13 protein-coding genes are annotated in these 13,604 nt (G+C 52.6%); 9 read left to right on the forward strand and 4 right to left on the reverse strand.

Annotation, left to right across the window (positions count from 1 at the left end; all coding sequences use genetic code 11):
• Positions 1 to 34 precede the first annotated feature (34 nt).
• Positions 35 to 313, reverse strand: a complete 279-nt coding sequence (locus AB4Z33_RS25500) for a YxcD family protein (protein ID WP_337101446.1) — start codon at positions 311 to 313, stop codon at positions 35 to 37.
• A 3-nt stretch (positions 314 to 316) separates the two neighbouring features.
• Positions 317 to 733 (reverse strand): hypothetical protein, encoded by a 417-nt coding sequence (locus AB4Z33_RS25505; RefSeq protein WP_442052588.1) that lies wholly within the window; start codon positions 731 to 733, stop codon positions 317 to 319.
• A 153-nt stretch (positions 734 to 886) separates the two neighbouring features.
• Here AB4Z33_RS25505 and AB4Z33_RS25510 point away from each other — a divergent pair, with 153 nt between their 5' ends.
• A complete protein-coding gene (locus tag AB4Z33_RS25510) occupies positions 887 to 1,423 on the forward strand; it encodes a DUF309 domain-containing protein (protein WP_442052589.1) in 537 nt (178 codons plus the stop codon).
• A 29-nt stretch (positions 1,424 to 1,452) separates the two neighbouring features.
• Here AB4Z33_RS25510 and AB4Z33_RS25515 read toward each other — a convergent pair whose 3' ends face one another.
• Entirely contained in the window at positions 1,453 to 2,025 is a 573-nt protein-coding gene (locus tag AB4Z33_RS25515) for a beta-class carbonic anhydrase (protein ID WP_442052590.1), read from the reverse strand.
• Between the two features lie 25 nt (positions 2,026 to 2,050).
• Complete coding sequence (locus tag AB4Z33_RS25520; protein ID WP_442052591.1) at positions 2,051 to 2,377, reverse strand: iron-sulfur cluster biosynthesis family protein; 327 nt, start codon at positions 2,375 to 2,377, stop codon at positions 2,051 to 2,053.
• A gap of 138 nt (positions 2,378 to 2,515) precedes the next feature.
• On the opposite strand from AB4Z33_RS25520, the gene AB4Z33_RS25525 reads away from it, so the two are divergent.
• From AB4Z33_RS25525 to mutS, 8 genes are all read left to right on the forward strand, one after another.
• Positions 2,516 to 4,030 (forward strand): carboxypeptidase M32, encoded by a 1,515-nt coding sequence (locus AB4Z33_RS25525; RefSeq protein ID WP_442052592.1) that lies wholly within the window; start codon positions 2,516 to 2,518, stop codon positions 4,028 to 4,030.
• A 157-nt stretch (positions 4,031 to 4,187) separates the two neighbouring features.
• Positions 4,188 to 5,189: an ABC transporter substrate-binding protein gene (locus AB4Z33_RS25530; RefSeq protein ID WP_442052593.1), complete on the forward strand. Its 1,002-nt coding sequence runs from the start codon at positions 4,188 to 4,190 to the stop codon at positions 5,187 to 5,189.
• Between the two features lie 37 nt (positions 5,190 to 5,226).
• Positions 5,227 to 6,024, forward strand: a complete 798-nt coding sequence (locus AB4Z33_RS25535) for an ABC transporter ATP-binding protein (protein ID WP_442052594.1) — start codon at positions 5,227 to 5,229, stop codon at positions 6,022 to 6,024.
• A gap of 82 nt (positions 6,025 to 6,106) precedes the next feature.
• Positions 6,107 to 6,904 carry an ABC transporter permease gene (locus AB4Z33_RS25540; protein WP_442052607.1) on the forward strand — a complete coding sequence of 266 codons (798 nt, stop codon included), beginning with the start codon at positions 6,107 to 6,109 and terminating at the stop codon, positions 6,902 to 6,904.
• A 39-nt stretch (positions 6,905 to 6,943) separates the two neighbouring features.
• The gene (locus tag AB4Z33_RS25545) at positions 6,944 to 7,909 is read left to right on the forward strand and encodes an aromatic acid exporter family protein (protein ID WP_442052595.1); all 966 of its coding nucleotides are present in this window, start codon (positions 6,944 to 6,946) and stop codon (positions 7,907 to 7,909) included.
• A gap of 312 nt (positions 7,910 to 8,221) precedes the next feature.
• Positions 8,222 to 8,788, forward strand: a complete 567-nt coding sequence (locus AB4Z33_RS25550) for an outer spore coat protein CotE (RefSeq protein ID WP_337101436.1) — start codon at positions 8,222 to 8,224, stop codon at positions 8,786 to 8,788.
• A gap of 421 nt (positions 8,789 to 9,209) precedes the next feature.
• The gene (locus AB4Z33_RS25555) at positions 9,210 to 10,607 is read left to right on the forward strand and encodes a putative amidoligase domain-containing protein (RefSeq protein ID WP_442052596.1); all 1,398 of its coding nucleotides are present in this window, start codon (positions 9,210 to 9,212) and stop codon (positions 10,605 to 10,607) included.
• A gap of 321 nt (positions 10,608 to 10,928) precedes the next feature.
• Positions 10,929 to 13,592, forward strand: coding sequence for a DNA mismatch repair protein MutS (gene mutS, locus AB4Z33_RS25560; protein WP_442052597.1), 2,664 nt, complete (start codon positions 10,929 to 10,931; stop codon positions 13,590 to 13,592).
• Positions 13,593 to 13,604: the final 12 nt, after the last annotated feature.

Genomic DNA, 13,604 nt, shown 5'->3' on the forward strand with positions numbered 1-13,604 from the left:
GATTCGCTCTGTTCTGAATTCAGCTATACCATTACTAATCTGCAATATCGACCCAAAATTCCTCGTCCGCATCCAGTTTTATATCGGATCGGAACACGCGACGATGATATTGCTTATACATGTATTGCTCGATTGCTTCAATAATGTTCGCTTCAAGAATGTATTGGCTTCGGCCCTTGACCCACACTTCGGCTGTAAAACCGTATTGCTCCTCCCATGAGAGCTGAACCTCCACGTCCGTAGGGCTAACCCCTCTGCGATCGGCATAATGGAGGCAGACAGCATTTAATATCTCGTCCGTATAAAGACGCACGCGCTAGTAACGACTCCTATCGTCAGGCCGCCTGCGATTATGTCGGAAATTGTTCCATATAGCGCGTATAATCATAACGACGGCGATAATCGCGATTACGTTTATGAGCAATCCGAGCAGATTGCCGAAGGCGCCCCAACCGCTGAACAAACTGCCGAACAGCAGTCCGGCAATTCCGCCGACCATTAATCCTCGGAAGAAGCTGCCACCGCTCCAAAATCCCGTTCGCCCCGCTCCGGTCGCAGCTCCGGAACGCGCTCCGTTATTCGTCTGGCTTGCATTGTCCTTTTTCTTTGGGGTCTCCGTATAACTTTGCCTTGGTGATTTGATGCTCCGTCTTGGTTTAGCGTCAGCAGTTGAATGGAAGCCGACTGTCATAACGATCGACAGGGCCATGAGCATCAGTATTCCTTTTTTCATATCAAGTTCTCCTTGGATGCGATTTTTGGTACGGCGCCAAAGCGACGGCGTGAGCAAGTTAAACACTAAGCACATTGCTAACATAAGCAATTACAGCTAATATATACGGAGGTTGCTTGTCATTATTACTGATCGCTTATGCAGGAGGTTCGAATGAATACGATTYCTGATTCCTATGTTTCCTATTTGGTTGAGTTTCATGCAACAAGGGATTATTTTGAATGCCATGAACTGCTAGAAGAGTATTGGAAAGAACACCCGAATGACGGCATGTCGGATATATGGGTCGGCTTAATTCAATTAGCAGTGGGACTTTACCATGAAAGAAGAGGCAATCGCAAGGGAGCATGGATGATGCTGGAGCAATCCCGTCTGCGATTAGCGGGATCTGATTTGCTTCCGCTTGGTCTAAGTCGCGAGCCGTTGATTGGGATGATTGACGAACGGCTTAGTGGGTTAGGAGAGCAGAGTTTTGTTCATGTCTATGCGGACATGGACTTACCGATTGCGTCGAAAGAGGTAGCTAGGCTTTGTGAAGAAGAATGCGCAAAGCGCGGGGTGAGATGGGGAGAACCAAGTCCATTAACGAACGAAGCCCTTATTCATCGCCATAAGCTTCGTGACCGGAGCGAGGTTATTCTAGCCCGGGAGATTTCGCTGCAAGCGAAACAAAAAGAGCGCAGAGGCTAGTCCGTATTGGACAGCCGCTGCGCTTGCTTTTACTCTTTATCTTTCGGCAAGCCTTCCGTTACGAGCTCGAGCGCGCCCGTCTCAGGATCGATGATGAGTCCGTGGACGAGTACGGCTCTAGGCATAAGCGGGTGGTTGCGAATAATGTTAACGCTGTTAATGACGCTGTCCTTCACGTTATCGAAGCCAGTCAGCCAGCGCATGAGGTTAAGACCGGAATGCTTAAGCGTATTGATGGTGTCCATCGGTATCCCGCGGTCAACCATATGCTGAATGATTTCTTCGGGGTTGATGCCTGTCATACCGCAGTTATGATGCCCAATGACGAATACTTCATCGGCTTGCAGCTCGTAGACTGCGACGATGATTGATCGCATAATGTTGCCGAACGGCTGAGTGACGATAGCGCCGGCATTTTTAATGATTTTCGAATCGCCATTTTTCAGATTCATCGACTTAGGCAGCAGCTCGGTCAGTCTAGCGTCCATACAGGTAAGGATAACCATTCTTTTGTCGGGAAAACGGCTCGTCGCGTATTGCTCGTATTCCTTGTTCGCAACGAAGCTGCCGTTAAAATCTAAAATGGATTCAAGCTTATTCATTGTGTTGCCTCCAATTAGCTGTGTATTATGTGCTGCTCTTCAAAAACCGCAGGTTTGTCGTATAAATCTGATTGTCGCTCTTCAAGCTGAAGCTGTCTCGGTTCGGGTCGTAATCGACACGCAGCTTAGGCTCGTAGAACACTTCATGGCGAGGCTCGAACCAGTAGGGGAGGGGATCGCCTTGCTCCTGGCGGTCGTCGACACTTGGGCTATCTATGAGCTGGAGGGCCGGTACGCCGCTAACGACGCAGCCGCAGCCTTCCGTATCGTGAAGCAGCTTAAGCTGCTTCGTACCGTCGGATAAATAGGGGCCGAGCTTATCGGCAGCAGACTTCGAGAATGTAATATGCATATGATGACCTCACTTCCTATCTATCGCTTGCATTTTATGTAGGTTTAAGTTGATTATAAAGATAGGAATAAGTAAGATCAAGTTAAGTTCCGTTTAATGGAATCCAAGTTCAATATTGGGCAGAGAGGCGGTAATCTGATGTCAATATCAACCAAAGAAGCGCTAACCAGCTTTAAAGAAAGAATTCATAAGCTCAAGAGCTATGAAGAGGCGCTAGGCGTCCTCTACTGGGATTTGCGAACGGGCGCGCCCCGCAAAGGAATGGATACGCGCTCCGAAGTGATTGGCGCATTATCCGGGGATATGTTCAAGCTGGCTACTTCGCCTGAGATTGGTGAATGGCTGTCTGTACTAGAGCAGAATGCTGCATATGCCGAATTGAATGAGATTGAACAGAAGCTTGTGACGGAGACGCGCAAGGATTATGACCGCAGTGTAAAAATTCCTCCGCAGCTGTATCAGGAATATGTCATTATTTCATCGCAAGCCGAGTCCAAGTGGGAGGAATCGAAAGCGGATAATGATTATGCCGGGTTCCAGCCCTACTTGGAGAAGGTGATATCGTATACGAATCAATTCATCGATCTATGGGGAGCGAAGGAGACTCGGTATGACACGCTGCTGGATCAATACGAGCCCGGCATGACAGTCAAGGAGCTGGATCAAGTATTTGGCGGCCTTAGAGAACAGCTCGTACCGCTTGCGGCAGCGATTGCCGCTTCGCCTCATCAGCCTAATACTTCGTTCTTGCGTCAGCAGTTCGATAAGTCAGCTCAGAAGTCGTTCAGCCAGTACATACTGAAGCAGATGGGCTTCAGCTTCGAGGCCGGCCGCCTCGACGAGAGCGCTCACCCCTTCGCAACGGGTCTTAATCCCGGCGACGTTCGTATCACGACGCGTTACTTAGAGGATGATGTCCTAAGCGCGTTGTTTGGCACGATTCATGAAGGCGGTCATGCGCTCTATGAGCAAAATATTATGCCGGAGCTTATCGGAACGACGCTTTGCACAGGGACGTCGATGGGCATCCATGAATCGCAATCCCGATTCTGGGAGAACATTATCGGACGCAGCCGGCCGTTCTGGGAACAGAACTTCAGCCAACTGCAGAAGCAGTTCCCTGGACAACTGGATGTGTCGGTAGATGAATTCTACCGCGCTAACAACGTCGTGCAGCCTTCTCTCATAAGGATTGAGGCGGATGAGCTGACGTATAACTTGCATATAATTATCCGCTACGAGATCGAGAAGCTTATCTTCAATGAAGGGGCGAAGGCGGCTGATCTGCCTGCGATCTGGAACGAGAAGTATAAGCAGTATCTCGGCATTACGCCTCCGAGCAATGCGCAAGGTGTATTACAGGACGTCCACTGGTCCGGCGGCGCATTCGGTTATTTCCCATCCTATTCGCTAGGCAATATGTACGCTGCGCAAATCGCCGATACGATGGAGAAGGAGCTGGACGGCTTCTGGTCGCTTGTAGGCAAGGGCGAGCTGCTGCCAATCAAGGAGTGGCTGACCGAGCGAATCTACAAATACGGCAAGCTGCGCACCCCGTCGGAGCTCATTCAGAGCGTAACGGGCAAGCCGCTTGATCCGCAGCATCTTGTTCGTTACTTAACGAACAAGTATACGGAAGTCTATAAGCTCTAACGAACACTTTCATATAGAAGACCACAAACGAAGATGGCAGTTCAAGGATAATCCTTGGACCGCCATCTTTGTTTATGTTAGACCGATTCACCGCCCAGAGTATTTCTGCATAGGCTGATGTACATCTACTAACGAGAATGAAGGCGGAGGGATTGGTATGAAGAGACGCATTATAACAGCGCTGCTGCTAGCTGTCGTGCTTACGATAACGGCTGTGCTTGCGGGCTGTGGCAAAGGAGATTCGGAGAAAACGAAAGTCCGGATCGGCGAGGTAACGCGGTCGCTGTTCTATGCACCGCAATACGTTGCGGTAGAGAAAGGATATTTCACGGAGGAAGGACTTGATGTTAAGCTTACGACTACGCCAGGCGGCGACAAGACGATGACGGCACTGCTGTCGAATGTCATTGACGTTGCTCTTGTCGGCTCGGAAACGTCGATTTATGTGTATCAGCAAGGAACGGATGATCCGGTCATTAACTTCGCGCAATTGACGCAAACCGACGGCACATTCCTCGTCGCCCGCGAGGCGGATAGCGCATTCGACTGGAATACATTGAAGGGCAAAACATTCCTCGGCCAGAGGAAGGGCGGAATGCCGCAAATGGCGGGCGAATTCGCTCTGAAGAAGCTGGGAATCGATCCTCAAGCGGATCTAGAGCTGATCCAAAACGTTGATTTTGCCAATATTCCGGCTGCATTCGCTTCGGGAACAGGCGATTATGTCCAGCTCTTCGAGCCAACGGCATCGATCTTCGAGAAGGAAGGCAAAGGTCATGTCGTTGCCTCCTTCGGTACGGAAAGCGGGCATCTGCCTTACACCGTGTTCATGGCCAAACAAAGCTATATCAAGAAGAACGAGAAAACGATTCAATCATTCACGAATGCAGTTCATAAAGCGCAGCTGTGGGTGAAGGACAATAGCGCCGAAGCGATTGCCGATGTTGTATTGCCGTACTTTGAAAATGTCGATCGCGACATCCTCATAAGTTCGATCGATCGCTACAAGCAGCAAGGCTCATTCGCAACCGATCCGATCGTCGACGAATCGGAATGGAACAACTTGCTGGACGTCATTACGACGGCAGGCGAGCTTGAGAAGCGTACAGAACATGATGTGCTCGTCGATACGAGCTTTGCAGAGAAGTCGATCAAATAACCAAAGTGATGTGGATAGCAGAAAGGAGGGATGTTATATGGCGATAGTTCCCGTACTTGCGCTGCGGCAGCTATCTCATGTTTATGTGAACGCGAAAGGTGCTTCGCTTGCGCTGGAGCAGCTGGATCTTCGTGTCGAGCGAGGCGAGTTCGTTAGCCTCGTCGGCCCGAGCGGCTGCGGCAAGACGACCGTGCTGAGTCTGCTTGCCGGATTATTCMCGCCGACGAAGGGGCAAGTGCTGCTTGACGGCGAAGCTGTCGCCGGTCCTTCCCCGAAGGTAGGCTATATGCTGCAGCAGGACTTCCTGTTCCCTTGGCGTACGATTCGCGATAATGCGGCTGTCGGTCTTGAGATCAGCGGCCGCAAGACGCCGCAGGCGATGACGCTCGTCGATGAGCTGTTAGCCGAACTAGGGCTGCCGGACTCTGGGCGGCGTTATCCGCATGAATTGTCCGGCGGCATGCGCCAGAGGGTGGCGCTCGCAAGAACGCTTGCCACCGAGCCGGAGGTGCTGCTGCTCGATGAGCCGTTCTCAGCGTTGGATCTGCATATTAAGCTGCAGCTAGAGGATCTTGTGCACGAAACGCTTACGCGCAGAGGGAAGACGGCGGTGCTTGTCACCCATGATCTTGCTGAGGCTGCCGCGATGAGCGATCGCGTCATCGTGCTTGGCCGTAATCCCGGCCATATCAAATGCGAGGTCGTTATTGACGAGGAGCTTCGCCGGGTTAGTCCGATGGCGGCAAGGAGATTGCCGAGCTTTCAAGCGACGTTCGAGCAGCTATGGGCGGAATTGGATGCAGTGGAAGACGAAGGAGGAACTCGGAATGGATGAGCGCGAAACGCGGCAAGCAAGCGGAGCGAATGAGTCCGCCGACGTTCAAATCGCGGGCGTGAAGGAAGATCGGCTGAGCTGGATGGGCGCTCTGCATGCGAGCTACCGCATAAGGATGCGTAAGCTGTCAGCAGCGGTAGCCGTAACACAGGTCGTGCTGCTTGTCTTATTTGTAGGGTTATGGGAAGCAGCGGGAAAAAACAAATGGATCGATCCTCTTTTGTTCAGTTATCCGTCTAAGATGGCTGCACAACTATGGCGTACGATGTCCGATGGCTCGATATGGCCGCACGTCGGCATGACAGTAGGCGAGACGGTTGTCGGGTTCGCGCTTGGCACGCTGCTCGGCACGGCGATGGCTGCGGCTCTATGGTGGTTTCCTTTTCTCTCCCGCGTATTCGATCCGTACCTTGTTGTGCTTAATAGTATGCCGAAGGTGGCATTAGGACCGATCTTTATCGTCGGTTTAGGGCCAGGTTTCATGTCGATTGTAGCGGTTACGCTGTCGGTGACTGTTATTATTACGACGCTTAATATTTATAACCGGTTCCGCGAGATCGACGCCGGCTTCATTAAGGTCGTCAGGCTGTTCGGCGCTTCGCGCGGCCAGCTGTTCAGGCTCGTCATTCTGCCTGCGTCGTTTCCCGTTATTATCTCGACGCTCAAGGTGAATGTCGGTCTCGCATGGGTTGGCGTTATCGTTGGCGAATTTCTCGTCGCGAAGCTCGGACTCGGTTATTTGATCATATATGGCTTCCAGGTGTTCAACTTCACGCTCGTATTATCGAGTCTTGTCGTGATCGCTGCGGTTGCCACGGTTATGTATCAGCTTGTTGCCGCGCTGGAGAGAAGGTTGACGGCCGGCTGGCGCGAAAGGTAGGATGGAGTCAACATCTTACTAATCGCGAGGAAGTTTACTATGGGCATACGTGTCGTCAAAACAGCGCTAGCCGCTATCGCAGCTATTTACACTGCCGTCTATTTCGGCCTTGAGCCCCCGCTTGGAGCGGGTATTCTGGCTATTCTCGGCGTCGAAGTTACGAGGATGAAAGGGCTGAAAAGCGCAATCGTCCGATTTATTGCTTCGGTTCTGGGACTTTTTTTGGCATCGCTAATCTTCACGCTGTTCGGTTTCCAAATCTGGGCGGTTGCGGTCTTCATCTTGATTACTTTTCCGATTCTTTCACGCTTCCAACTGAAGGATGGAATCGTAACGAGCTCGGTCATCGTCTTCCATCTGTTTAACAGAGAAGAAGTGACGTCAGCCATTATCGGCAACGAAATTATGCTGTTATTCGCTGGCCTCGGCTGGGCGACCGTGCTCAACTTCGTCTATATGCCGAAGGATGAGAAGCAGTTGACGAGCAATCGGCTGGCAATCGAGGACAATTTCAGCGTTATTTTCACAGAGATGGCCTTGACGCTACGCAATCCGTCCCATGTATGGGGCGGTGAGGAATTGCTGGCTGCATTCCAGGCAATTGAGGACGGCGCGCAGCGCTCCATTCGCAATCGCGAGAATCGGATATGGGGGCAGGAGCACTATTGGTCGACTTACTTCGAGATGAGACGACAGCAGCTAGATTCCGTGCAGAAGATGCTAGTCGAACTGGCCTTTGTCTACGAGAAGTGGCCGCAGGGTGTACTTATTGCCGAGCTGCTCGAACGGCTTGCCTCCGATGTGAAGTCGGAGGTTTACGAAGGCTCGGTCGAGACTCGTTTGCAGGAGTTGTCGCTGCGGTTTCGAGGTATGGAGCTTCCGAGAACGCGCGAGGAATTCGAAGTGAGAGCTGCACTGCTGACTCTGTTGCACGAGCTGCAAAGATATTTGGCCATCGCCAAGCGACTCAAGCGTAAACGGCTTTCGCTAAGCACGAACCGTTAGCTGCGTCTTTGCGCAGCTCGGTTCTGTGCCGTCCTTGGAGGCATAAGCTTCCGTTTCGCGGTGAAATAGAGGCGTAAGGATGTGTGAAACTCATACCTTCCTATATTTCAAAAAAAGAAAAGTCATTTTGTCCGAACAGGCGTCATAGCATATAGAGGGAGAAAATTCGTTGCGAGGATCGCGAAGAAATATAAGCTGTTATATAAGAATATCGCTTATATATATCTTATATTTCCGAAAAAGAAACAGTCACCCTAGACGAATGTCCTGCATACACTTTAAATGAATGATTGTATGGAGGAGGTTAAATCAATGACTATTGCAGATAAACAGCTTCAGTGCAGAGARATCATTACGAAAGCTGTCTGCGGCAAAGGTCGTAAGTTTTCCACTGTAACCCATACCGTAACGCCGCCTCATCATCCGACCAGTATTCTGGGAGCATGGATTATCAACCATCAGTATGAAGCGGTTCGTTCGGGCGACGGTATTGAGGTAATCGGTACTTACGATATCAACATTTGGTATTCGTACAGCAAAAACTCGCAAACAGACGTAGCTAAAGAATCCGTACATTACGTGGAGCATGTCGCTCTCTCTTATGTAGATCCTAAACATAGGGCGGCGACAGAAGAAGTGTCCGCAGACGTGCTGCAAGAGCCTAACTGCATCGAAGCGAACATTTCATCCAACGGCTCAGGCGTCGTTATCCGGGTTGAACGGGAGTTTTCGGTAGAAATGATTGCCGAGACTAAAGTTTGCGTCGCCGTTATTCCAGGCGGTTGCGACGACCTGGACGGCAAAGATTTGGAATTCAGCCTCGGCGGCGATGAGGACTACGAGGATTTGGATCCAGATTTACTGGACGATGAGCTCTAAGTAAGCGGGTAAGCGCTACTGCTACAGTATCATATGCTGCGCGAGCAGTATGTCGAGGGCGAAAGCCCTCTTTTTTTTGAAAAATTATAGGTAAGCGTGGATTTGGGCGGAATCGTGAGCACTCAACCAACGTCAATCCAACATCCAACCAACGTCACAAAGCGGCTAATAACGGGAATTTCTCCTGTTAATATGAATCGTATCAAGCATTTAAGAACATTAGCTGGAAATTCTCCTGTTAATTTCGTCCATTTCACTCATATAGATCATTTCGATAAAAATTAACGGGAGAAAATCCAGTTATTGAACAGATTGCGGGCAATCACGCTCAAATAACGGGAGCAATTCCAGTTAAATTGTAAGGGTGGTAGCTATGGCTCTGGAGTTATGATCAATTATTTGCGGCAAAGGCGGCGAGACGATGGGCTCGACTTGGATATGGCGCGGCAACTACGACCGAATGGAACGGGTAGATACGACCGGTCAGCTGAATCGCTCAGCTGGCGAGCGTGCAGGGAAGCCGCTGTCGGCTCAGGGGTGGATAGCTGTGAAAGAAGGCGACGCCGTCATTGTCTGGAATGACTCGCGGCCCTTCGACGAAAGCCGCTTCAAGCCTATTTGGGTTCTTAATGCCAAAGCCGCTCAAGCTGCACGTATGGGAGAGGCGGATAGGGAGCGCATATGGAAGCGCGCAGGTCTAATTGGCGTTAAACCGCTTGAGAGTGTTCGCATTTACTTGGTGCGGGTATATCATCTTGAGGCAGTATCCGTGGAGCGGCAGGGCAGCGGGGGTAAGGTAATCGACAGTCAGGTCGCGACTGACGATCCGCTCATTCGGCGGGTTGTACGCGCCGCCGTACAGGGGTTGTACGCCCTCGGCCTCGATATTGGCGAGGCCGAGGTGGCGCTTGGCGGGGACGGGCGCACTGCCGTCCGCGCGGTATGGCCGCAGCTGCGGAATGCGCAGCTGGAGGCAGAGGCAGCGCAGCGCTTCGCCGCGTGGTATGTGGCGGAGAGGGCGGCGGTGACGAATCGGAGGCCGCTGCTGATCGGCGCCGATCCGGAGTTTGTGCTGGTGACGCCGGCAGGGCGGGTGGCTGCGGCGTCGCGCTTCTTCGGCGCTGATACGGGCGGCGCGGCCGGCGCGGACGCGATGCTCGTCGGGCGGCGGCTCGTTTATCCCGTCGCCGAGCTGCGCCCTGAGCCGGCCGCTGACCCGGCCGCGCTCACCGCGGGCGTGCGGCGCTTGCTGCTCCGCGCCGCGCAGCGAATCGGCGACCCATCGCTGCGCTGGGCCGCTGGAGCCATGCCCGTGCCGGGGCTCGCGCTCGGCGGGCACATCCACCTCAGCGGAGCGCCGCTTACAACGCGCTTGCTCCGCCTGCTCGACAGCTTCGCGGCATTCCCGCTCGCTCTCATCGAAGACCCCGCCGGGCGAGGCCGCCGTCCCCGTTACGGAACGCTCGGGGACTATCGCCTGCAGCCGCATGGCGGGTTCGAGTACCGCACGCTGCCGAGCTGGCTCGTCTCGCCGGCAGCGGCCAAAGGCGCCTTCGCGCTTGCGCTGCTGTGCGCGCGCGAGGCGTGGACCTTGCCATACATACCTGCTCTGGAGGAGCGGTATGTCGAAGCGTATTACGCCGGCGACCGCGCAGAGCTTGCCGGCTGCCTGGACGGAATTACCGCGAGCTTAACCGCCGCGGCGAGCTGGCGCGATCTCGCGCCGTACATCGAGCCGCTGCTGGATGCGGCCCGACGCGGCGCGAGCTGGAACGAGAAAGCGGACATACGTTTGAAGTGGCGCATCCCACTAAATTAATGTTGTAAATTATTATTGTCATAAATTTATTTTTAACAATACTCGAGTCACCTCTTTCACAATTTGTTGCGAAGGCRGTGGCTTTCTTCATATATTGTTCCTCGCTTCAGAAATAAGACGCATTTCCCATCCTAAAACCCCCATATGAACGATAGTCGATTCCTCTAAGCGGTTATTTCCATCTTATTCTCCCCGCACCGTTTCTCTATGCGCATATGGCGTACATCTGTTCCGCTTGGTATAATAAAAGTCTATTGTTCACGTTACTCGGAGAATGGTTCACATTGCCATTGTCCCGCATTGCCCATGAGGAGGCTCGAAATGTCAACCTATACCCCGATGATTCAACAATATCTTGCTGTTAAGGAGCAAGCGAAGGATGCGTTTTTATTTTTTCGCTTAGGCGACTTTTACGAAATGTTTTTCGACGATGCGATCAACGCATCGCGCGAGCTGGAAATAACGTTAACCGGCCGCGAAGGCGGCACGGATCAAAAAATACCGATGTGCGGCGTTCCCCATCATTCCGCGGAAAACTACATAAGCAGGCTGGTCGAGAAAGGGTATAAGGTAGCGGTTTGCGAGCAAGTCGAGGATCCCGCGGTTGCGAAAGGCGTTGTGCGGCGCGAGATTGTTCGCATTATTACGCCGGGAACCGTTATGGAGACGAAGTCGCTAGAGGGCAAGTCGAATAACTTTATCGTTGCCGTCGTGCAGTCGGGCGGAATGCTTGGCTTATCCGCATGCGACTTGTCAACGGGCGAACTATACGTAACATCTGTACCCGATCAGCTTGAAGCGCTTATCGACGAAATTAACGTATATCAACCAGCCGAGATTGTCGGCGATACCGTCTTGATGGACAAGCTGCAAGGCGCGGCAGTATGGAATCGCCAATTGCTGCTAACTGCTCGCGAACCGATGGAGCAGGACAAGCTGCAGCAGCAATTCAAGTCCGGTGAGCTGGAGAGTCTCTCGCAAGCGCGATTACTAGCTATCAGCGTCCTAACAGGATACCTTGAAGAGACGCAGAARCGCTCGTTAGGCCATGTTCAGAAGATCAGCTCCTATGAGCCGAACCAATATATGATTTTGGACCATTATACTCGCCGTAATTTAGAGCTTACGGAGACGGTGCGAGACCGCTCCAAGAAGGGGTCTCTGCTTTGGCTGCTGGACCGCACGCAGACGTCAATGGGTGCAAGGATGCTTCGCAGATGGATCGATAAGCCGCTTCTAAGCAAGTCGGCTATCGATGCCAGGCTGGATGCGGTGGAGGAGCTCTATCGCAATCTGATCTTAAGGGAAGATATTCGCACTGAATTGCAGCCGATCTACGACCTTGAGCGACTAGTCGGCAGAGTGGCGTTCGGCAGCGCGAACGGCCGCGATCTCAATGCGCTTAAGAGCTCGTTGCGCCGCATACCGGGATTAGCCGCATTATGCGATCAATCCGGTTCTAAGGTGCTTCGCGAGCTCGTCGCAGGCGTAGACGATTGCGGTGATTTGGCAGATATGATCGATACGGTTGTGGTTGAAGATCCGCCTGTAACGATTCGTGAAGGCGGCCTTATTCGTGCCGGCTACGACGACTACTTGGATCAATTGCGCGAAGCGAGCACGAACGGGAAGCGCTGGCTGGCTGAGCTGGAGCGTCAGGAACGTGAAGCTACTGGCATCAAGACGCTGAAGATCGGCTACAACAAAGTTTTCGGTTACTTCCTTGAGGTGTCCAAAGCGAATCTCGCCATGCTTCCGGAAGGACGTTATGAGCGGAAGCAAACGCTTGCCAATGCCGAGCGTTTCGTGACGCCGGAGCTTAAGGAGAAGGAACGTCTGATTCTCGAAGCCGAGGACAAAATGGTCGATTTGGAATACGAGAAGTTCATCGAGCTTCGCGACCATCTTTCTTTGCATCTGCACCGGCTTCAACGTGCTGCTGCGATTATCGCAGAGATTGACGCTTATCAATCGCTGGCTCATGTGAGCGCGGAGCGACGATACGCAAGGCCGCAAATTAACGAGGCTTATGACCTACAGATCGAAGACGGCCGCCATCCCGTTGTAGAAGCGATGATAGACGGTACGCCTTTTATATCGAACGGCACATCGCTGCGCAAGGAGCAGCAATGGATGCTTCTCATTACCGGACCGAATATGGCCGGCAAAAGTACGTATATGCGCCAAGTTGCGCTCATCTGCATCATGGCCCAGATTGGCTGCTTCGTCCCTGCCAAGTCTGCGGTTATTCCGCTTATCGACCGGATCTTCACCCGAATAGGCGCGGCTGACGACTTAATCGGCGGTCAAAGCACGTTCATGGTCGAGATGAAGGACATTCAGATTATGACCGAGAAAGCGTCGGCAAGCAGCCTTGTCATCATTGACGAGCTTGGCCGCGGCACTTCTACAGGTGAAGGCATGGCTATCGCACAAGCGGTTATCGAATATGTGCATCATCATATCGGCTGTAAAGCGTTAGTCTCGACGCATTTCCATGAGCTTGCGCATTTGGAGGATTCGTTGCCGGCGCTTGCGAACGCGCGTATGGCGGTTGAGGAGAGCGGCGACAACGTCACCTTCCTGCGCAAGCTTATATCCGGAGCGGCGAGCACGAGTTACGGTATTTATTGCGCGCAGCTTGCCGGGTTGCCGCAGTCCATTATCGGCCGCGCCTATGAGCTGCTAGAGGATACGGAGCATTCGGTACCTCCGACACCAATACCTGCTGCTGGCAAGCCGGTACCATCAATCGAAGCAATAGCCGAATCTGCTGCCGCTTACGAACCGGCTGTCGTTTCTTCAGTTACGACAGACGTCGTACAGCTGTCAATCTTCGACGAGCCTCCGCCAGCGGCTAAGCGCAAAGCGAGCCCGAAGGCGGAGCAGCTTGCCGAGCAGCTGCGCAAGCTGGATTTATTCAACTTAACGCCTATGCAAGCCATGCAATGGCTGAATGATATGAAGAGCAAGCTGAACGACTAATCGCGAAGCGAA

The organism is Paenibacillus sp. 2TAB19 (assembly GCF_052115185.1).
Taxonomy (GTDB): domain Bacteria; phylum Bacillota; class Bacilli; order Paenibacillales; family Paenibacillaceae; genus Pristimantibacillus.

What these genes read in the sequence shown, in the direction of transcription:
- AB4Z33_RS25555 (WP_442052596.1), top strand. Translation starts at nt 9,210, where the DNA reads ATGGGCTCGACTTGGATATGGCGCGGCAACTACGACCGAATGGAACGG.
- AB4Z33_RS25515 (WP_442052590.1), bottom strand. Translation starts at nt 2,025, where the DNA reads ATGAATAAGCTTGAATCCATTTTAGATTTTAACGGCAGCTTCGTTGCG.
- AB4Z33_RS25505 (WP_442052588.1), bottom strand. Translation starts at nt 733, where the DNA reads ATGAAAAAAGGAATACTGATGCTCATGGCCCTGTCGATCGTTATGACA.
- AB4Z33_RS25520 (WP_442052591.1), bottom strand. Translation starts at nt 2,377, where the DNA reads ATGCATATTACATTCTCGAAGTCTGCTGCCGATAAGCTCGGCCCCTAT.
- AB4Z33_RS25540 (WP_442052607.1), top strand. Translation starts at nt 6,107, where the DNA reads ATGGGCGCTCTGCATGCGAGCTACCGCATAAGGATGCGTAAGCTGTCA.
- AB4Z33_RS25525 (WP_442052592.1), top strand. Translation starts at nt 2,516, where the DNA reads ATGTCAATATCAACCAAAGAAGCGCTAACCAGCTTTAAAGAAAGAATT.
- AB4Z33_RS25530 (WP_442052593.1), top strand. Translation starts at nt 4,188, where the DNA reads ATGAAGAGACGCATTATAACAGCGCTGCTGCTAGCTGTCGTGCTTACG.
- AB4Z33_RS25545 (WP_442052595.1), top strand. Translation starts at nt 6,944, where the DNA reads ATGGGCATACGTGTCGTCAAAACAGCGCTAGCCGCTATCGCAGCTATT.